A 17,796-nucleotide genomic window follows, 5' to 3' on the forward strand; every position below is an offset into this window, starting at 1 on the left:
ACATCGACGCGAGCGCCGCCGGAGCCGCCCTGGCCGCTATGCCCGCCGTTCCTCGATCGCGCGCAGCAGCGACAGCGCGATGCCCTCGGCGGCAAGGCGCACCTCGTCGAGCGCCGGAAACGACGGCGCAATCCGCAGATGACTGTCGTGCGGATCGACGCCATACGGGAACGCCGCGCCCGCGGGCGTGAGGACGAGTCCCGCCGCCGCCGCGAGTTCGACGGTGCGGCGCGCGCAACCCTCGGGCGCATAAAGGCTGATGAAATAGCCGCCGCGCGGCACGTTCCAGCTTACGCCGGGCACGTCGGTCAGGCGCGCGCGGAACACCTCGTCGACCGCATCGAACTTCGGCTTGAGCAGCGCACGATGGCGCGCCATCAACCCGGTGAGCGTCGCGCGGTCGCGCAGGAAGCGCACGTGGCGCAACTGGTTGAGCTTGTCCGGCCCGATCGTGCGCACGGCCGAGTGCTTCTGCCACCAGGCCACGTTGCGCGGCGCGGCGGCGAGCCACGCGAACGCCCCGCCGCCGAACGTCACCTTCGAGAGCGAAGCGAACATCAGCGCGCGCCCGGCGTGGCCCGCCGCCGCGCAGGCCTCGAATACGTCGAGCGTCGTGTGCGCTTCGTCGCTCAGGTGGTGGAAGCGGTAGGCGTCGTCCCAGAAGAGCCGGAAGTCGGGCGCGGCGGGCATGGCGGCGAGACGCCGGATCACCTCGTCGGACCAGATCGCACCGGTCGGGTTGCTGTAGAGCGGCACGCACCACATCCCCTTGATCGACGCATCGTCGCGCACGAGCGCCTCCACGCGGTCCATGTCGGGGCCGTCCTCGCGCATCGGCACGGCGATCATGCGCACGCCCAGCGCCTCGCAGATCGCGAAGTGGCGGTCGTAGCCCGGCACCGGGCACAGGAACGCGATCTCGCCCTGCGCTCGCCACGGCGCGCCAGGCTCCGCGCCCTCGCCCACCGGCACGCCGTGCAGCAGCGCGAAGGTCAGCGCGTCGTGCATCAGTTCGAGGCTCGAATTGCCGGCCGCGATCACCTGCGCGCCCGGCACGCCGAGCAGCCCGGCGCCCAGCTCGCGCGCCTCGGGCAAGCCGCCCGGCAGGCCGTAGTTGCGGCAATCGAAGCCATCGCGCGCGAGATAGCCCGCCTGCCCGGCTTCGTCGATGAGCGCCTGCGATAGATCGAGCTGTTCGGGCGAAGGCTTGCCGCGCGACATGTCGAGCCGCATCTGCAGTTGCTGGAATCGTTCGTAGGTCAAATCGACGGGCGGCGACATCAACATGGGCTTCTCCGAAAAGCGAACGGCGATGCGAATAACTGCGCGAAGAACAACGCGAAGGGTCGGTACGGCCCCAGTATCGGCCCATCCCCGCGTTCAGACAAACGCGTTATATTGAAGCCTTCGATCAATTTTTCTTATACCAATGAAGACCCTCGACCTCGACGTGCTCGCCATGGTGGTGGCCGTCGCCGACGCCGGCAGCTTCGTGCGCGGCGCCGCGCTCGTGCACCGCTCGCAGGCCGCGCTCAGCATGCAGATCCGCGCGCTCGAGGAATCCATCGGCAAGCCGCTGTTCATCCGCGCGCCGCGCAGCGTCACGCCCACGCCCGACGGCCAGACGCTCATCGCCTACGCGCGGCGCATGCTCGCGTTGCGCGACGAAGCGTGGGCCTCGCTCGCGCACCCGGAGGTGACGGGGCGCGTATCGATCGGCGTGCCCGACGACTACGCGTCCTCGCTCATGCCGCCGGTGCTGCGCAAGTTCTCGGCGAACTGGCCGAAGGTGGAGATCCAGGTGATCGGGCTGCCGAGCAGTGCGCTCCTGCCGCTCCTGAAGGACAACAAGATCGACCTCGCCTGCATCACGCGCACGCGCGGCCTCGCGGGCGAGTTCATCCGCTTCGAGCCGATGGTGTGGGCCGCGCCCCCCGCGGCCGTGAGCGCGGCGAGCGGGCGCGAGATCTGGCGCGAGCGGCCGCTGCCGGTCGCCCTCTTCGGCGGCGGCAGCGTCGCGCACACGAACGCGATCCAGGCGCTGGAGCGCGCGAAGATCGCGTATCGCACATCCTATGAAAGCCCGAGCCTGATGGGCCTGTGCAGCATGGTGGCCGCGGGTCTCGCGATCGCGCCGCTCGCGCGCTGCGCGGTGCCCGAGACGTTCGTCACGCTCGGCCGCCAGCATGGCCTTCCGGCACTCCCCGAGCTGGAAGTGGTGCTCGCGCGCAGCGCGCGCTCGAACCGTCCGCCGTGCGACTTTCTCGCCGACCAGATCCTCACGGAACTGCGCGTCCAGGAGCGATGATCTTCGGACGATGATTCGGGCAACGAATCAGTCGTCGCCCAGCCGCGAAAGCAGCGCGTAGAGGCGCGAGACATGGCGCAGCAGCATTTCGCGATGCTTCTCGATCTGCTCGAGGCGGCCTTCGAGATCGGCGCGCACGCGATCGTCGGGGTCGGCGTAGTTGATCACGTCTTCGATACGCGAGCGCAGCACCGCCGGCTCGACCGGCGGCACGCTCAGATAGCGCTCGAGCTTGCGCACGTCCTGCGCGGCGAGATCGCGGATCTTGCGCGTGCCCGCTAGACGCCGGTGCGCCTCGGGCGTCGCCGTCACTTCCTCGCGCTTCGCGCCCTGGCCGAAGATCGGCTCCACGCGCAGCACGGGCGCCTTGCGCACCGGATGCGCAGTGCCGCGAAAGCGCGCGCGCGGCGTCTCGCTCGCGATCGCCTCGCGCGTCTCGTCGGGCACGTCGGCGCTGTCGTGCTTCACGTCCATCCAGCCTTCGGGCAGGCCCGTGACGGCTTCCACGCCGCGCACGAACTCCGCGCTGAAGTCGCGCTCGCCCGACACGATCAGCTTCATGTAGCTCGCGGAAAACGTCATCATGCGCGCGAGCCGGGTGGCCGACCCGACCTCGCGCGTGAGCAGCGCCAGATTGGCCCGCCACATCGGCATGAGCGTGGCGTTGGCATCGTCCATTGCGGAGCTCCTCCTTCGTTCGCGTCATCTGCCAATGATACGGGCTGCGGCGCACCATGCGCGCTTTCCCGGGCCGTCTGGCCCCATGCGCGCGCCGCAATTGGCAATATGGTCAGCCATCTGTAAAAGGAGCAAGACGCATGCCGACGACAGGCCATGCACAGAGAAAAGACTGAGGAAATGGCGGCGAGCGGCGCCGAGGGACCTGCGCGGCCCGACCTGGGCGGGCTCACCTACGCGGCCCTTAGAAATGCCCCGTGAAGCGGTAGCGGCTGCCCGGATGCCAGAGATTGGCGACCGATGCGACGAGCCCGCGCGAGCGGGTTCGCCGGTGCAGCACGAGGCACGGCTCGGCTTCGCCCATGGCGAGGTGCGCGCGCGTTTGCGCCTCGGGGGCGAGCGCCTCGATGCGGTACTCCACGCCCTGCAGCGGCGCGACATGCACGAGGTACTGGTTCGGCGTGATGTGCGTGAAGTCCTGCGCCGCGTAATCGGGCGCGATGGCGGGATTGACCCAGCGCTCTTCGAGCTGCACGGGCTCGTCGTTCTCGAAGTGGAGCACGCGCGAGTTGAACACCTGGTCGTTCGCGGCGAGCCCCATTTCGACGGCGAGCGCCTCGTCGGCGCGATGCACGCCGATCTCGAGCACCTCGGCGCGGTAGCGGTGCCCGCGCGCGAGGATTTCGTCGGAGATGCTGCGAATGGCGACGAGCGTCGATTCGTACTTGGGCCGCGCGACGAAGGTGCCCGCGCCCTGCACGCGCGTGAGCACCTGTTCCGCGGTGAGTTCGCGCAGCGCCCGGTTCACGGTCATGCGCGCGACCTTGAACTCGCGCGCCAGTTCGTTCTCCGAAGGCACCTGGTCGCCCTCGCTCCATTCACCGGCGTGAATGCGCGCGAGGATGAAATCCTTGATGCCCTGGTATGCGGGAGCGTTCATCGCGTTGGCCCTTGCTTTGGCGTGGCGCCTGCTTGCGCGTGAGTGCGCTTTATTGCGCCTCGGACTCGAACGCGAACGGGCTGTGCGTAGCGATGACGCCGTTCTGCACGAGACGCGTAGTCGCTTCGATATCCGGCGCGAAGTAGCGGTCGAGGTCGTAATGCGGCACCTCGGCGCGCACCGACTGCATCACATGCGCGAGCGCCGGGCTCGTATGATGCGGCGCGCGCAGGTCCACGCCCTGGGCNGCNGCGAGCAGTTCGATCGCGAGNATNTTGGCCGTGTTGTCGGCNATGTCNGCNAGCTTGCGNGCCGCGAANGTCGCCATCGAAACGTGGTCTTCCTGGTTTGCCGAGGTCGGCAGCGAATCGACCGAGGCCGGATGCGCGAGCGTCTTGTTNTCCGANGCCAGTGCAGCCGCCGTGACGTGCGCGATCATGAAGCCCGAGTTCACGCCGCCGTCCTTCACGAGGAAAGGCGGCAGGCCCGAGAGCGTCGCGTCGATGAGCAGCGCGATGCGGCGCTCGGCCAGTGCGCCGATTTCGGCGGCGGCCAGCGCGAGATTGTCGGCGGCGAAGGCCACCGGCTCCGCGTGGAAGTTACCGCCCGAGAGCACTTCGTTCGTTTCCGGGAAGATCAGCGGATTGTCCGAGACCGCGTTCGCCTCGATGAGCAGCACCTGCGCCGCGTGGCGCATCTGGTCGAGACACGCGCCCATCACCTGCGGCTGGCAGCGCAGCGAGTACGGGTCCTGGACCTTGCCGCAGTCACGGTGCGAGAGGTTGATCGCCGAGCCTTCGAGCAGCGTGCGATAGGCCGCTGCCGCCTCGATCTGGCCGCGATGGCCGCGCAGTTCGTGAATGCGCGCGTCGAACGGCTTCACCGAACCTGCCGCCGCATCCACGCAGAGCGCGCCAGCAACGAGTGCCGTGCGGTAGAGGTCTTCAATCGCGAACATGTTGTAGATCGCGAGCGCCGTGGAAGCCTGCGTGCCGTTGAGCAGCGCGAGACCTTCCTTCGCCTGCAGCGCAAGCGGCTTGAGGCCGACGAGACGCAAGCCCTCCAGCGCGCTCATGCGCTCGCCCTTCGCGAACACGTCGCCCACACCTAGCAACACGCAGGACATATGCGCGAGCGGCGCGAGGTCGCCCGAGGCGCCCACCGAGCCCTTCACGGGAATCACAGGCAGCACGTCGGCGTTGAACAGCGTGATGAGCGCGTCCATCACTTCGCGGCGGATACCCGAATGGCCGCGGCCCAGGCTCGACAGTTTCAGCGCCATCAAGAGACGCACGACCGGACGCGACATCGGCTCGCCCACGCCCACGGCGTGCGAGAGCACCAGATTGCGCTGCAGCAGTTCGAGCTGGTCGTTCGGAATGTGTGTGCTTGCCAGACGCCCGAAGCCCGTATTGATGCCGTACGCCGGCTCGCCCTTCGCCGTGATCTCGGCAACGGCGCGTGCGCCTGCGTCGATGGCGGCAAAGCTGGCCGGATCGAGTTCGAGCTTCACGCCGCCGTTTTCATTGGCACGCGCGATCTGGCGCAGTTGGGACAGGGTCAGATGGCCGGGAGTGAGTTTGATGTTCATGGCGGTGTCAAAGTTGTCTGGACAAGGTGGAATCAGATTACCGAAGCGAGCTTGTCTATACAAGTTCAATCTGCTCCACGTATACCCGCATCTCCGCTTCCTGACGCCAGAATTACGCCGTCTTTCGATTGCAGCACAGTGAAATCCCCAGGTGATAACACCGATTGCCGGTCTTTTCGACGCATCGATAATTGTATAGACAACTTGCCGGGCCGAACCGCCAGTCCATGACCGGGTACACGCCAACCCTTCCTATCGGAGACTTCATGAAGAAACTCGCCTTGTGTGTCGCCCTCGCCCTTGCCGCCGGTGGCGCGTATGCGAAAGACTGGTCCACCATCCGCTTCGGCACCGACGCGAGCTACGCGCCGTTCGAGTCGAAGGCGACCGATGGCAAGCTGGCCGGTTTCGACATCGACCTCGGCAACGAAATCTGCCGGCGCCTGAACGCCAAGTGCGTGTGGGTCGAGCAGGATTTCGACGGCATGATCCCGGGCCTCAAGGCCAAGAAGTTCGACGGCGCGCTCTCCGCGCTCACGATCACCCCGCAGCGCGAGCAGCAGATCGCCTTCTCGGCCAAGCTGTTCAACACGCCCACGCGCCTCGTCGCGAAGCAGGGCTCGCCGCTGCAGCCGACCATCGCTTCGCTGCAAGGCAAGACGGTGGGCGTCGAACAAGGCTCGATTCAGGAGACCTACGCGAAGCAGAACTGGGCGCCCAAGGGCATCAACGTGATTCCCTACCAGAACCAGGATCAGGTCTATCTGGATCTGCAGTCGGGTCGCCTCGACGCCGCGCTGCAAGACGAAGTGCAGGCCAATCTCGGCTTCCTGAAGACGCCGCGTGGCGCAGGCTTTGCATTCGCGGGAGCGGAAATCCCCACGGGCGCCGCCGCCATCGGCCTGCGCAAGGAAGATGCCGACCTCAAGGCGAAGATCGACAAGACGATCGCCGACATGATCAAGGACGGCACGTACAAGAAGATCGAGTCGAAGTATTTCGACTTCGACGTCTACGGCGGTTAAGCACCGCCGTCTTCATCGGCAACAACCAGGGGGAGCCCTGCTCCCCTGAACGAGGACATCCTTCCATGGTCTTTCAAGGCTTCGGCCCGCTGCTCCTCGCGGGCACGTGGGAAACCATCAAGCTCGCGGTGCTCTCGCTCGGCGCCGCGTTTCTGCTCGGGCTTGCGGGCGCTGCCGCGAAGCTCTCGCCCAACCGCGTGCTTTCGCGCATCGGCACGGCGTACACCACGCTCATTCGCGCGGTGCCCGACCTCGTGCTCATGCTGCTGCTGTTCTACAGCATCCAGATCTGGCTCAACGACGCGACCGACATGATGGGCATGGACCAGATCGACATCGACCCGTTCGTGGCCGGTGTCATCACGCTCGGTTTCATTTACGGCGCGTATTTCACGGAGACCTTCCGCGGCGCGTTTCTCGCCGTGCCGCGCGGGCAGATCGAAGCCGGTTTTGCATACGGCATGAGTTCCACGCGCGTGTTCACGCGCATCCTGTTCCCGCAGATGATGCGTTTCGCGCTGCCGGGCATCGGCAATAACTGGCAGGTCCTCGTGAAGGCCACGGCACTCGTTTCGATCATCGGTCTCGCCGATGTGGTGAAGGCCGCGCAGGATGCGGGCAAGGCCACCCAGGCGTTCTTCTTTTTCACGCTCGTGACCGGCGCGATTTATCTCGCCATCACCACGGTTTCCAACCTGGCATTGCACCGCCTCGAAAAGCGCTATTCGACCGGTGTGCGGAGGGCAGCGCTGTGATCGAACTGCTTCGTCAATACTGGCCCAACTATCTGTACAGCGACGGCTTCAACACGAGCGGCCTCGTCATCACGCTCTGGCTGCTGGTCGTGTCGATCGTGGCGGGCTTCCTGCTTGCCGTGCCGCTCGCCATTGCGCGCGCGTCGCGCAACCCGTGGCTTTCGCGGCCTGTCTGGGTCTATACGTATGTGTTCCGCGGCACGCCGCTCTATGTGCAGTTGCTGCTCTGTTACACCGGCCTGTACAGCCTGCACTTCGTGCACGCCAATCCCGTTCTTGGCGACTTCTTTCGCAGTGCCATGAACTGCACGCTGCTGGCCTTTGCATTGAACGAGTGCGCTTACGCCACCGAGATTTTCGCGGGCGCGATTCGCGAGACCTCGTATGGCGAGATCGAAGCGGCCCAGGCGTATGGCATGTCGAAGACGAAGGTCTACACGCGCATCATCCTGCCTTCCGCATTGCGGCGCGCCCTGCCCTCGTACAGCAACGAAGTGATCCTCATGCTGCACGCCACGACGCTGGCTTTCACCGCGACCGTGCCCGACATTTTGAAAGTGGCGCGCGACGCGAATTCCGCCACCTATATGACGTTCCAGGCGTACGGCATCGCGGCGGCGCTCTATGCGTCCATCGTCTTCGCCCTGATCTGGGGTTTCCGCCGCCTCGAAACACGTGTGCTGGCCTATTTGAAGCCGCAAGGCCATTAAGAATTTCAGTCCTGATGGAGTGAACCGAGTATGTACAAGCTGATTGTCGACGACCTGCACAAGAAGTTCGGCGAGAACGAGGTTTTGAAGGGCGTATCGCTCAAGGCAAAGGCTGGCGACGTGATCAGCCTGATCGGATCGAGCGGTTCGGGAAAGAGTACGTTTCTGCGTTGCATTAACTTTCTCGAATCGCCCTGCTCGGGACGCATCACCCTCAACGGCGAGGAGGTCCGTACGAGCGCCGACCGCGGCGGCGCGCTGCGTGTGAGCGATCCGAAGCAGCTCCAGAAAATGCGCACGCGCCTTTCGATGGTCTTTCAGCACTTCAATCTCTGGGCGCACATGACCGTGCTCGAGAACATCATCGAGGCGCCGGTCAGCGTGCTGGGCTTGAGCCGCAGCGAGGCCGAGGCCCGCGCGCGCAAGTACCTCGACAAGGTGGGGCTGGCTGCCGGTGTCGAGCACAAGTACCCGTCGCATCTTTCCGGCGGCCAGCAGCAGCGCGTGGCGATCGCCCGCGCGCTGGCCATGGAGCCCGAAGTGATGCTGTTCGACGAGCCCACTTCCGCGCTCGACCCCGAACTCGTGGGCGAAGTGCTCAAGGTCATGCAAAAGCTCGCGGAGGAAGGCCGCACCATGATCGTCGTCACGCACGAAATGGGCTTCGCGCGCAACGTGTCGAATCACGTCGTGTTTCTGCACAAGGGCAAGATCGAAGAGCAAGGCGACCCCAAGGAAGTGCTCAATACGCCGCGCAGCGAGCGGCTGCAGCAGTTCCTGGCGGGACGGTTGAAGTAAGGTCGTGGCGGGCAGACATTTCACGGGCCGCCAGCACACATCGGGGGCATGCGCAACGATGTGCGGACATCGACTTGCGGCCCCCGGTTACACGCCTTGTGTGCGCCAGACCACATTGGCGAAATCGCCCAGCGCTATAGTGAAAACGTGCACGCGAACGACGCGCAACGCTCGCCTCCACGCCTGGCATCGGGCTATCCGCCGGGCGAGCGCGCCGCTCCATCGTGTCGAAGCAAGGCAGTAATCCGGCTTTCAGGAGACCTCCCATGAAGAAGCTGCTTGCCCTCCTGCTCATCGTTCCCGCTACGGCTTTTGCAGACTCCGCGGCATTCCCGGACGGTTCCGCGAGCCCCAGCGCGGCCGACATCCAGCAACGCCTCTCTGGCAAGGCGTTCGACATCAAGATCGCCGATGGCAGCACGTGGCACGTGCAGTACGGCAATAACGGCGACTACGACTTCAAGTCGAGCAAAGGCTTTGCCGACCACGGCGACTGGAAAGCCGAGGACGGCAAGATCTGCAGCAAGGGCAGCAAGATGCCGTATTCGTGCAACGAAGTGCGCATGAAAGGCGCCGACGTGTACCTCAAGCGCGACAACGGCGAGATCATCGAGTTCGTCGAATCGCAGTGAGCGACGCCTGGCAGGCCCAACCGATCGAAAGCCGATCGTCGGCCATCGATCGCCGTTGGGCCTAAACTACCGGCATGCCGCCCACTCCAGACGAATGCATGCCCGCTAGCGCAGCCCTCCACGCCGATGCGCCCACGCTCGCCCATGCGCATCCTGAACCGCCCGACGCCGAACCGCTCCTGGACCCAGCCCTGCTGCGCCGTCTGTTGCGCGCGAAAGACCGCATGGACGCCGCCTCTCACGAGGCCTGGCCCGTCAAGCGCCTGGCCGAGGTCAGCGGCGTTTCCCAAGCGCATTTCGCGCGCTCCTTCAAGCGCGCCTTCGGCCTCCCGCCGCATCGCTACCTGCTCACGCGGCGCATCGAGCAGGCCACCACCCTGTTGCGCGACACCGATCTCGACATCACGGACATCGCCTTCGCCACCGGCTGGGAGAGCCTCGGCACCTTTGGCCGCACGTTTCGCGACGTGACCGGCTCGAGCCCCAGCGCCATGCGCGTCCAGGCGCGGGCCAACCTGCCCGAGATCGACCGCGTGCCGGCCTGCGTGCTGAAAGCCGCGCAGCGCCCCGACCTCACCACAGCAGTTTTGGAGAAGCGGCGGCGTACGGGCAAGGCTAAAGTGCGGACCTGAAGTGCGGTCACTAACCAGGGAGGTGTTATGAATCAGGGTATCAATGTGGTGGGCCTGTATGTCGACGACCAGGACGAGGCGCTCAAGTTCTACGTCGACAAACTCGGATTCCGTGTGCATACCGACGTGCGCAATGGGGCGTACCGCTGGCTCACGGTCCAGCACCCGGAGCAGCCATCGTTCCAGCTCGGGCTGTTCCTGCCCGGGCCGCCGGTTCACGACGAGGCCACCGCGCAAACGCTGCGCGCCATGGTCGCCAAGGGCGCCATGCCGCCCCTCGTGCTCGCGGTGGCGGACTGCCGCGCCAGCTACGAGCGCCTGAAAGGCCTGGGCGTGGAATTCACCCAGGAGCCGGTCGACCGCTACGGCAGCGTCGACGCGGGTTTTCGCGATCCTGCCGGCAACGGCTGGAAGATGATCCAGGCGCCGAAGCAGTCATAGCGGCCAGGCATGCGCGGCTTCGAAGGCGATGACTCGCGAGGTTTGCACACGCGTGCGATCGCCCACCAGGTCCGGATACGTTTTGCTAATGTTCCTGAACATCGTTGCCTCCATTGCAGCGCTGCCTGCCGCCGACTTTCAGTTACATGACAAGTCAACTATCATGCCGAAATAGCCCGCTCGCAGGCGACACCCTGTCGCGTGCGAGCGTTGAATGGAGCGCATCGGTCTTCAGATCATTGCCATTTGCGCTAATCGAGCGCAGCGAACGGAGCGTGGCCGTCCATCCAGTCGTACTGGCTGGACGGCGTCGCCCACGCCCAGTTCGAAGGCGAACGCGCAGCGGCGCTGCGGCTTGCGCGATCCGCCCCGCTGCGTAGCGCGGCGTTCGTCGCGCGATCCTCGGCGCTCGTCCCCTGGCTTTCCGCGATGATGTCTTTCATGTCAGTCCTGCTCCCAAGAAATTAGATCCGCATGCGGCGGCCGACGGTCTGCACGGCGCAACCCGCATGCTTTTCGATGTGAGCGGACGATACGGCAATCCATCGAAGCGCTTTTCGCTTCAAATGCCATTCTTTTATGCTTGGGCGCCACTGAGCGTTAACGCCTGGTCCGCCACGAAGCGGCATTGCGCTTCGCGGTGGCAATTTGATGACAATTCAATGACTGATCGCGTGCCGGAAATTCATGCACGGACCAGCAGGCGGTCAGGGCGTGGCGTCCCAGCCGTGTGACGCGAGGATCTTGTCGAGCAGGAAGCGCAGCGCGACGCGCTCGGCCTCGTTCAGCCCGTGGTAAAGGTCGCTTTCGCGCTTGTCCAGGGTCGGGCCGATCTTCTTGAAAATCTTGCGGCCTTCGGCGGTGAGCGAAATGATGACGCTGCGCCCGTCCTTGTCGTTGCCCGTGCGCGCGAGGATCTCCTTCGAGAGCATGGCCTCGACCGTGCGGCTCGCCTGACTCTTGTCGAGGTTGGCGCGCCGCGAGATATCCATCACGGTTTGCGGACCGAACGTGCCGATCGCGGCGATGATGCTTGCCTCCGGATACGGCACACCCAGCTTGTCGCGCGACATCTCGCTGCTCATGCGGTCGGCGATCTTGGTCAATGCCTTCAGCCGATAGGTCAGCGAGGCGTCTGCGCCTGGCTCATTCGTGCTTGCCATATGCCCACTCGAAAATTGGATCCGGAAACTCGCGAAAGAATCCCGGGTATGTTGCCTTGATCCTGCCCGCGAGGTCAACTGCGAGGCACACATGTGGCAGAAGCCGAGAGTCGGGCGCCGTCCGCATCAACACGGTGCACGCAATGTGTGACGGCGCGATACGCAAGGTCGATGCCCATATCCATTTTCATCACTCGCTTTCATCGTGGCCGCTTATACTGCACGCGTTCAACGCGCGAAGATGGCCATGAGCAAACGAATGACTGTCCGGCAGTCGCCGGTGCACGGAAAAGGCGTCTATGCGTTGCGCCCCCTGCGGGCCGGCGAGCGCATCTTCGAATACAAAGGCAAGATCATGAGCTGGCGCAGCGCGGCCCGGCGTTATCGTCTGCGTGAAGACGGTGCGCATACGTTTCTCTTCGGCCTTTCCGATGGCCGCGTGATCGACGGCGGCCAGGGCGGCAACTGGGCGCGCTGGCTCAACCACGCGTGCCAGGCGAACTGCGAAACGATCGAAATCAACGGCCACGTGTTCATCGACGCGTGCCGCGACATCCTGCCCGGCGAAGAGCTGTTCATCGACTACGCGCTCGAACTGCCCGACGACGCCTGCGAAGACAGTATGCGCGAATACATCTGCCGCTGCGGCGCGCCGCTGTGCCGCGGGACGATGCTCGCCGGCGCCGGAGTTGGCGTTGGCGTTGACGCCGGCTTGAGCAGCATCGTCAGCGTAGTCAGCCTGCTTTAAGCTGCACGTTGCCTAGAACCTGTGCCGCATGCCGATCGCAACAACCGTCTGCTGACTCGTCGACGACGGCGACTGCCCGCTGATATCCGCACCGAGACCCGACCCATCCGCGCTGATGTGCTGGTAGCTCGCCTGCGCATAGACGTCGGTGCGCTTCGAGAGGAAGTAGTCGGCCTGCACCGACACCTCGTGCCAGCGCGGGTGATGCTCGCCGCCTGAACTCGAAAGCGCGCCCTGCGTGTAGGTGTACGCGCCGTTCAGGCTGAATTGCGGCGTGAACAGGTAGCTCGCGTTCACCTCGTAGTTGCTGAAGCTCGCGCCCTGCCCGTTCTGCACGAGGCCGAGACTGTTCGCGCCGTTGATCGTATCGAGGCCGCCCAGTTGCGTGCGGGTCCACACGAAGCCGAAGCGCGCATTGCGCGTAACGTAATTGACACCCGCGCCATAGGTGCGCTGCCGGGCCGCGATGAACGTGCGGTCGGTGAGCGTGAGCGCACCGTTCGTGTTGCTGCTGCCGCCGTTGTTCGCCTGCAGGTAGCCCGCGCCGAACTCGAATCCGCCGAAATCGTACGACGCGCCCAAGCTGTAGAGGCGATTGTCGTCGAAGCCGCCCGCTTCGTTCGAGAAACCGTAGAGCGCGCCGAACTTCGCGCCGCCGTAATTCGCGCTCGCGTACTTGACCGCGTTGTTCACGCGAAACGAGTTGTTGAGGTTGTCGTTGTCGTACGGGTGAGCCGAAAGATTGTTGCCGCCCGGATGACGCCCCGTGAAGCTGAGCGGCGCGAGATAGTCGACCACGGAGTCATATTGCCGGCCCAGCGTGAGCGCGCCGTAGCGATTGTTTTCGAGGCCCGCGTACGCCTGATAGCCGAACATGCGGCCGCCCTGGCGCAGCGTGCCGTTCGTCACGCTGAAGCCGCTCTCGAGGCGGAAGACGGCGCGCGTGCCGCCGCCCAGGTCCTCGCTGCCGGTGACGCCCCAGTGGCTGCCCGTGACGTTGCCGCTGCCGGCCGCGAAGAGGCTATGGCCGCCGGCGTTGCTGTTGTACGAGAGGCCGGCGTCGATCACGCCGTACAGCGTCACGCTGCTCTGTGCGTGGGCTCCGCATGCATAGGCCGCGGCAAGGGCTGCGGCGACGAGCGTCTTTTTCATTGTTTTTTCCTTCGAGTTGTTATTCACGCGTTTGCGCGCGCTTTACGTATGGCGATGGCCGCTCAGCGCGCAAACCGGCCCCGCATTCGCGCTGGGCGAATGCGGTCCGGCAGCGTGAAGGCACGCGCTGAAACGGCGGTTGGAACGGGCTGGCTGGGCCGCGCTAGTGGCGGCTGGCGATGCCCTGCTGACCGGCGAGACCGTCGATCAGAACTTGAAGCTGTCCGCGCGAGCATGGCTCGATGCGCGCGCGAACGCTGAACACTTCGGCAAGACTGTCGGCCGTGACGACCTCGGCCGGTGCGCCGAGGCGCGCGATGCGCCCTCGATGCAGCAGCATCGCGCGGTCGCAGGATCGCACGGCAGCGTTGATGTCGTGGAGCACGACCACAGTGACGATCGCGCGCTCGCGCGTCACCTCGCGCAGCACCTGCATCACATGAAACTGGTGATTGAGGTCGAGTGCGGAGCACGGCTCGTCGAGCAGCAGCACCTGCGGATCGCGCACCAGCGCCTGGGCGATGCCCACGAGCTGGCGCTGCCCACCCGAGAGTTCGTCGAGCGAGCGGCCCGCGAGCGCAGCGATGCCAAGCCGCTCGAGCACGGCATGCGCGTGCGCGATCTGCGCGGAGGACGCAGCGCGCGACGCGCCCCACTGCGATACCGGATCGCGCCCCGCGCGCGCGGCCACCACGACCGACTCCAGCACCGCGAGGCGCACGCCGGCGGGCAACGCTTGCGGCAGATAGACCACGCTGTGCGAGCGCGCACCCGCGGCGCTTAGCGTGAGCGGCGCGCCATCGAGCGTGAGCGAACCGCTGCGTGGCGCGTTCAGTCCCGCCAGCGTGCGCAGCAAGGTGGATTTGCCGCTGCCGTTCGGCCCGAGCAGCGCCGTGATTTCGCCGCGCGCGAGCGGCCCGGCGCTCAAGTCGCTCAGCACCTCGCGCTTGCCGTAGCGCACCGAAAGCGCGTGGATCGACAATCCGCTCATTGCATGGCTCCCTGCGAGCGCACGACGATGCCGAGAAAGAGCGGAATGCCCACGAGTGCCGTGACGATCCCCACCGGAATCAGCACGCCCGGCACGAGCAGTTTCGAGGCAATGGAAGCGAGCGAGAGCATCAGCGCGCCGAGCAGCAGGCTGCCCGGCAAATAGAAGCGATGATCCTCGCCGAAAATCGTGCGCGCGATATGCGGCGCAATCAGTCCCACGAAACCGATGGTCCCGACGAACGACACGGCGAGCGCCGAGAGCGCCGACACGCGCAATAGCGTGCCCAGGCGCAGCCGCCGCACGTCGATGCCGAAGCTCGCCGCGCGCTCTTCGCCCAGGCGCAGCGCGGTGAGCGTCCACGCGTTGCGCATCGAGAACGGCAACGCGAGCGCGAGCGCCGCCGTGAGCACGCCGATCTTCGGCCAGTCGGCGCGCGCGAGCGAACCGAGCGTCCAGAACACGAGGCCCTGCAGCGCGTCGGCGGAGGCGACGAACTGCATCAGTTCGACGAGCGCATGAAACGAGAACACGAGCGCGATGCCCATCAACACGACGCCCGCCGTGCTCATGCCGCGCCAGCGCGCGACGAAATCGAGCAGCAGCGCCGCAGCGAACGCGAATACGAACGCGTTGGCCGAGACGATCCACGTTTGCGCGACGCCCGGAATCGCCACGTCGAGCACGATGGCGAGCGACGCGCCGAAGGCCGCCGCCGCCGAAACGCCCAACGTATAGGGGCTCGCGAGCGGATTGTTGAGGATCGTCTGCATCTCCGCGCCCGAAATGCCAAGCGAGGCGCCGACCACGAGCGCCATGACGGCATAGGGCAGGCGGATCTGCCACACGATCACGCTGTTGGCCGGATCAGCCGATGCGGGCACGAAGATCGTGCGCAGCAAGGTCGCGATGGGCAGGCCCGCAGGGCCGGAACTGAGGTCGAACAGCAGCGAGGCGACGATCAGCAACGCGACGGCTACGAGGCACAGCACGCGGCGGCGCGTGAGGCGCGCGTAGGCGCGCAGTTGCGCATTCGCGTCGTGCGCAGCGGGCATGGCGTCGAGAGGCCGCGCGGCCTCTGCGGGCAAGCGCATGCCGTTCACCGCGCAGCCTGCCGCGCTTGCGCCGCAGGCAACGGCGCATCGACCCACTCCGTGCCCGTATCGGGAATCGCGAGAAAGCGGCGATACAGCTCGCGCTCGGTCGCATGCACGTCGAGCGTGCTGAACTGCTGCGGATAGAACCACTTCGCGAACGCCTCGATCGCGACGATGTTGTACGGCGAGTCGTAATAGTTGTGCGAGATGCCATGCACGCGGCCATCGTGAATCGCCTTGATGGCGTCGAAGCCGGGGCGCGCGGCCAATTGCGCCAGGCTCGCGTCGGCGTCGTGCTCGCTCGTGAGCGCGCCCACGCGCAGCGAAGCGAGGCCGGGCTTCGTGCGGCTGCCCGTGGCGATGTACACATCGGGCCGCGCGGCGATCACTTGCTCCATGCTGATGTCGCCGAGCACACCGGGCAACAGGCCTGCCGCGATGTTGCGGCCGCCCGCGGCATCCACGAACTCGCCGAAATTGCCCTTGCCCGCCGTGTGGCAGCAGCCCGCGTCCCACACGCCCGCCAGCATGTCCACGAACACCTTCGGGCGCTGCGACTCGGGAATCGCGTTCACCACCTGCTGCACACGCGCGAGATGCTGCTGATAGAACTGGATATAGGCATCGGCTTCCTTCTCGCGATGCAGGACCTCGCCAAGCAGCTTGATGCTCGGCAGCGTGTTCTGCATGGGATGCACGCGGAAGTCGACGAACACCACGGTCGTACCGGTCGCTTCGAGCTGCTTGACGAGCGCGTTGTAACGGCTCGGGCCGTGGCCCGCCACGCTGAAGATCGCCACATCGGGCTTGAGCGCGAGCGCCTTCTCGTCGCTGATGCTGTCCTCGGTCGCCTTGCCGATCAGCGGGATCTGGCGAATTTCGCGGAAGCGCTGCGCGTAGGCCTCGAAGGTCTGTGGGTCCATGGTCGGCAGGTCGCCCTGCCAGCCCACGATGCGCGCGAGCGGCTTCTGCCCCTCGAGCAGCGCGACCGCGGCAAGCAGACGGCTCTCGCCGAGCAGAATCCGGTGCGGCTCGGCCGGCACCTTGATCGTGCGGCCCGCGAGGTCGGTGACGGCGAGCGGCGCCTGGGCCGTCTGCGCCACGGCGGGCGTGGCGGCCTCGGCCGCGGCTGCGCTGCAGCTCAAGGCGATGGCGGTCGAAGTTGCGGCCAGGACGGCGCCCCGCTGCGCCAGGCGGGTCAAGCCGGGGATCAATCGAAAGGTCAACATGATATATTCTGTAAATGCGAACGATTGCTATTTGCGGGTGCAACTTTAACGGCCGCTTGTAATGGCGATGTGTTGAAACCGGCCGTTTTGTAATGGAATGTGTTGGCGCGGCTTACGGCCCGCGGCAGCAAGAGAAAAAGATGGATCACATACTGGTCGTCGACGACGACGCCAACATCCGGCAACTGCTGCGCGACTACCTGCGCGAGATGGGCTACCAGGCGAGCGCCGCCACCAACGGCGCGCAGATGAAGCAGATACTCGGCACCGCCCAGATCGACCTGATCGTGCTCGACCTCATGCTCGACGGCGAAGACGGACTCGACCTCACGCGCGAGCTGCGCCGGGCCCACGACACGCCCGTCATCATTCTTTCGGCGCGCGGCGGGCTGCTCGACCGCATCCTCGGCCTCGAAATGGGCGCCGACGACTATCTGCCCAAGCCTTTCGATCCGCGCGAACTGCTCGCCAAGATCAAGGTGGTCCTGCGCCGCACGCGCGCCGTGCCGGGCACCCGCCCCGCCGACGCGAACGCGTTCATCACCTTCGCGGGCTGGCGCCTCGACACGCGCATGAAGCAGATGCGCTCGCCCGACGGCGTGGTCGTCTCGCTCGGCGGCTCGGACTACCGCACGCTGCGCACGCTGCTCGACCATCCGAACCGCCCGCTCTCGCGCGAGTTTCTGCTCGACCAGGTGTTCAGCAAGAGCCTGACGCCGCTCGACCGCGCCATCGACGTCTGCGTGAGCCGGCTGCGCCAGCACCTGAAGGACTCGGCGCGCGAGGCCACGCTGATTCGCACCGTGCGTAACGAGGGCTATATGCTCGTGGCCGACGTTGGGTACGAAGCGTGAGGCGGGTCGCGCAAATCGCGGCGAAGTTGCGCCGCTGGCCGCCGCTTTGGCC

Annotated in this window: 20 protein-coding genes; 10 read left to right on the plus strand and 10 right to left on the minus strand. The window is 65.8% G+C overall.

The window, feature by feature from the left end:
- Positions 1-36: 36 nt before the first annotated feature.
- Entirely contained in the window at positions 37-1,287 is a 1,251-nt protein-coding gene (locus A3CW_RS0130020; protein ID WP_245623775.1) for an aminotransferase class I/II-fold pyridoxal phosphate-dependent enzyme, read from the minus strand.
- A 142-nt stretch (positions 1,288-1,429) separates the two neighbouring features.
- Between A3CW_RS0130020 and A3CW_RS0130025 the strand changes: the two genes are divergently transcribed.
- On the plus strand, positions 1,430-2,308 hold the full coding sequence (locus tag A3CW_RS0130025; RefSeq protein ID WP_028206864.1) for a LysR substrate-binding domain-containing protein: 879 nt from the start codon (positions 1,430-1,432) through the stop codon (positions 2,306-2,308).
- A gap of 27 nt (positions 2,309-2,335) precedes the next feature.
- Here the strand turns inward: A3CW_RS0130025 and A3CW_RS0130030 are convergent, their stop codons facing one another.
- The 3 genes from A3CW_RS0130030 to hutH form a co-directional block, all read right to left on the minus strand.
- A complete protein-coding gene (locus tag A3CW_RS0130030; protein ID WP_028206865.1) occupies positions 2,336-2,986 on the minus strand; it encodes a hypothetical protein in 651 nt (216 codons plus the stop codon).
- 244 nt (positions 2,987-3,230) lie between these two features.
- On the minus strand, positions 3,231-3,926 hold the full coding sequence (hutC, locus tag A3CW_RS0130035) for a histidine utilization repressor (RefSeq protein WP_028206866.1): 696 nt from the start codon (positions 3,924-3,926) through the stop codon (positions 3,231-3,233).
- A 49-nt stretch (positions 3,927-3,975) separates the two neighbouring features.
- The gene (hutH, locus tag A3CW_RS0130040; RefSeq protein ID WP_154678073.1) at positions 3,976-5,517 is read right to left on the minus strand and encodes a histidine ammonia-lyase; all 1,542 of its coding nucleotides are present in this window, start codon (positions 5,515-5,517) and stop codon (positions 3,976-3,978) included.
- Positions 5,518-5,783: 266 nt separating this feature from the next.
- On the opposite strand from hutH, the gene A3CW_RS0130045 reads away from it, so the two are divergent.
- The 7 genes from A3CW_RS0130045 to A3CW_RS0130075 all read left to right on the plus strand — a co-directional run bounded on the left by A3CW_RS0130045 (position 5,784) and on the right by A3CW_RS0130075 (position 10,510).
- On the plus strand, positions 5,784-6,542 hold the full coding sequence (locus A3CW_RS0130045; RefSeq protein ID WP_028206868.1) for an ABC transporter substrate-binding protein: 759 nt from the start codon (positions 5,784-5,786) through the stop codon (positions 6,540-6,542).
- 65 nt (positions 6,543-6,607) lie between these two features.
- Positions 6,608-7,297 carry an ABC transporter permease gene (locus A3CW_RS0130050; protein ID WP_028206869.1) on the plus strand — a complete coding sequence of 230 codons (690 nt, stop codon included), beginning with the start codon at positions 6,608-6,610 and terminating at the stop codon, positions 7,295-7,297.
- Complete coding sequence (locus A3CW_RS0130055) at positions 7,294-8,007, plus strand: ABC transporter permease (RefSeq protein ID WP_028206870.1); 714 nt, start codon at positions 7,294-7,296, stop codon at positions 8,005-8,007. The genes A3CW_RS0130050 and A3CW_RS0130055 overlap by 4 nt, the downstream gene beginning before the upstream one ends.
- 30 nt (positions 8,008-8,037) lie before the next feature.
- The gene (locus A3CW_RS0130060) at positions 8,038-8,805 is read left to right on the plus strand and encodes an ABC transporter ATP-binding protein (RefSeq protein WP_028206871.1); all 768 of its coding nucleotides are present in this window, start codon (positions 8,038-8,040) and stop codon (positions 8,803-8,805) included.
- Positions 8,806-9,071: 266 nt separating this feature from the next.
- Positions 9,072-9,437 (plus strand): hypothetical protein, encoded by a 366-nt coding sequence (locus A3CW_RS0130065; RefSeq protein ID WP_028206872.1) that lies wholly within the window; start codon positions 9,072-9,074, stop codon positions 9,435-9,437.
- A 98-nt stretch (positions 9,438-9,535) separates the two neighbouring features.
- The gene (locus A3CW_RS0130070) at positions 9,536-10,069 is read left to right on the plus strand and encodes a helix-turn-helix domain-containing protein (protein WP_028206873.1); all 534 of its coding nucleotides are present in this window, start codon (positions 9,536-9,538) and stop codon (positions 10,067-10,069) included.
- A 27-nt stretch (positions 10,070-10,096) separates the two neighbouring features.
- Entirely contained in the window at positions 10,097-10,510 is a 414-nt protein-coding gene (locus A3CW_RS0130075) for a VOC family protein (RefSeq protein ID WP_028206874.1), read from the plus strand.
- Positions 10,511-10,761: 251 nt separating this feature from the next.
- Here the strand turns inward: A3CW_RS0130075 and A3CW_RS48005 are convergent, their stop codons facing one another.
- Positions 10,762-10,953: a hypothetical protein gene (locus A3CW_RS48005; RefSeq protein ID WP_035514402.1), complete on the minus strand. Its 192-nt coding sequence runs from the start codon at positions 10,951-10,953 to the stop codon at positions 10,762-10,764.
- Between the two features lie 264 nt (positions 10,954-11,217).
- Positions 11,218-11,673 carry a MarR family winged helix-turn-helix transcriptional regulator gene (locus A3CW_RS0130090; protein ID WP_028206875.1) on the minus strand — a complete coding sequence of 152 codons (456 nt, stop codon included), beginning with the start codon at positions 11,671-11,673 and terminating at the stop codon, positions 11,218-11,220.
- A 247-nt stretch (positions 11,674-11,920) separates the two neighbouring features.
- Between A3CW_RS0130090 and A3CW_RS48010 the strand changes: the two genes are divergently transcribed.
- Positions 11,921-12,421 carry an SET domain-containing protein gene (locus A3CW_RS48010; RefSeq protein ID WP_051481813.1) on the plus strand — a complete coding sequence of 167 codons (501 nt, stop codon included), beginning with the start codon at positions 11,921-11,923 and terminating at the stop codon, positions 12,419-12,421.
- Between the two features lie 12 nt (positions 12,422-12,433).
- Here the strand turns inward: A3CW_RS48010 and A3CW_RS0130100 are convergent, their stop codons facing one another.
- The 4 genes from A3CW_RS0130100 to A3CW_RS0130115 form a co-directional block, all read right to left on the minus strand.
- The gene (locus A3CW_RS0130100; protein ID WP_028206876.1) at positions 12,434-13,573 is read right to left on the minus strand and encodes a porin; all 1,140 of its coding nucleotides are present in this window, start codon (positions 13,571-13,573) and stop codon (positions 12,434-12,436) included.
- A 163-nt stretch (positions 13,574-13,736) separates the two neighbouring features.
- Entirely contained in the window at positions 13,737-14,564 is an 828-nt protein-coding gene (locus tag A3CW_RS0130105; RefSeq protein ID WP_028206877.1) for an ABC transporter ATP-binding protein, read from the minus strand.
- Positions 14,561-15,658 (minus strand): FecCD family ABC transporter permease, encoded by a 1,098-nt coding sequence (locus tag A3CW_RS0130110; protein ID WP_028206878.1) that lies wholly within the window; start codon positions 15,656-15,658, stop codon positions 14,561-14,563. Before A3CW_RS0130110 ends, A3CW_RS0130105 begins: the two co-directional genes overlap by 4 nt.
- Before the next feature lie 5 nt (positions 15,659-15,663).
- The gene (locus tag A3CW_RS0130115; RefSeq protein ID WP_035514406.1) at positions 15,664-16,890 is read right to left on the minus strand and encodes an ABC transporter substrate-binding protein; all 1,227 of its coding nucleotides are present in this window, start codon (positions 16,888-16,890) and stop codon (positions 15,664-15,666) included.
- A gap of 140 nt (positions 16,891-17,030) precedes the next feature.
- Between A3CW_RS0130115 and A3CW_RS0130120 the strand changes: the two genes are divergently transcribed.
- Positions 17,031-17,744 carry a response regulator gene (locus tag A3CW_RS0130120; RefSeq protein ID WP_028206880.1) on the plus strand — a complete coding sequence of 238 codons (714 nt, stop codon included), beginning with the start codon at positions 17,031-17,033 and terminating at the stop codon, positions 17,742-17,744.
- Positions 17,745-17,796 lie beyond the last annotated feature (52 nt).

This window comes from Paraburkholderia nodosa DSM 21604 (assembly GCF_000519185.1).
GTDB classification, from domain to species: Bacteria; Pseudomonadota; Gammaproteobacteria; order Burkholderiales; family Burkholderiaceae; genus Paraburkholderia; species Paraburkholderia nodosa.

What these genes read in the sequence shown, in the direction of transcription:
- A3CW_RS48005 (WP_035514402.1), bottom strand. Translation starts at nt 10,953, where the DNA reads ATGAAAGACATCATCGCGGAAAGCCAGGGGACGAGCGCCGAGGATCGC.
- A3CW_RS0130045 (WP_028206868.1), top strand. Translation starts at nt 5,784, where the DNA reads ATGAAGAAACTCGCCTTGTGTGTCGCCCTCGCCCTTGCCGCCGGTGGC.
- A3CW_RS0130115 (WP_035514406.1), bottom strand. Translation starts at nt 16,890, where the DNA reads ATGTTGACCTTTCGATTGATCCCCGGCTTGACCCGCCTGGCGCAGCGG.
- A3CW_RS0130090 (WP_028206875.1), bottom strand. Translation starts at nt 11,673, where the DNA reads ATGGCAAGCACGAATGAGCCAGGCGCAGACGCCTCGCTGACCTATCGG.
- A3CW_RS0130050 (WP_028206869.1), top strand. Translation starts at nt 6,608, where the DNA reads ATGGTCTTTCAAGGCTTCGGCCCGCTGCTCCTCGCGGGCACGTGGGAA.
- A3CW_RS0130020 (WP_245623775.1), bottom strand. Translation starts at nt 1,287, where the DNA reads ATGTTGATGTCGCCGCCCGTCGATTTGACCTACGAACGATTCCAGCAA.
- A3CW_RS0130070 (WP_028206873.1), top strand. Translation starts at nt 9,536, where the DNA reads ATGCCCGCTAGCGCAGCCCTCCACGCCGATGCGCCCACGCTCGCCCAT.
- A3CW_RS0130025 (WP_028206864.1), top strand. Translation starts at nt 1,430, where the DNA reads ATGAAGACCCTCGACCTCGACGTGCTCGCCATGGTGGTGGCCGTCGCC.
- A3CW_RS48010 (WP_051481813.1), top strand. Translation starts at nt 11,921, where the DNA reads ATGAGCAAACGAATGACTGTCCGGCAGTCGCCGGTGCACGGAAAAGGC.
- A3CW_RS0130110 (WP_028206878.1), bottom strand. Translation starts at nt 15,658, where the DNA reads ATGCGCTTGCCCGCAGAGGCCGCGCGGCCTCTCGACGCCATGCCCGCT.
- A3CW_RS0130100 (WP_028206876.1), bottom strand. Translation starts at nt 13,573, where the DNA reads ATGAAAAAGACGCTCGTCGCCGCAGCCCTTGCCGCGGCCTATGCATGC.
- A3CW_RS0130105 (WP_028206877.1), bottom strand. Translation starts at nt 14,564, where the DNA reads ATGAGCGGATTGTCGATCCACGCGCTTTCGGTGCGCTACGGCAAGCGC.
- A3CW_RS0130030 (WP_028206865.1), bottom strand. Translation starts at nt 2,986, where the DNA reads ATGGACGATGCCAACGCCACGCTCATGCCGATGTGGCGGGCCAATCTG.
- hutC (WP_028206866.1), bottom strand. Translation starts at nt 3,926, where the DNA reads ATGAACGCTCCCGCATACCAGGGCATCAAGGATTTCATCCTCGCGCGC.
- A3CW_RS0130065 (WP_028206872.1), top strand. Translation starts at nt 9,072, where the DNA reads ATGAAGAAGCTGCTTGCCCTCCTGCTCATCGTTCCCGCTACGGCTTTT.
- A3CW_RS0130075 (WP_028206874.1), top strand. Translation starts at nt 10,097, where the DNA reads ATGAATCAGGGTATCAATGTGGTGGGCCTGTATGTCGACGACCAGGAC.
- A3CW_RS0130060 (WP_028206871.1), top strand. Translation starts at nt 8,038, where the DNA reads ATGTACAAGCTGATTGTCGACGACCTGCACAAGAAGTTCGGCGAGAAC.
- A3CW_RS0130120 (WP_028206880.1), top strand. Translation starts at nt 17,031, where the DNA reads ATGGATCACATACTGGTCGTCGACGACGACGCCAACATCCGGCAACTG.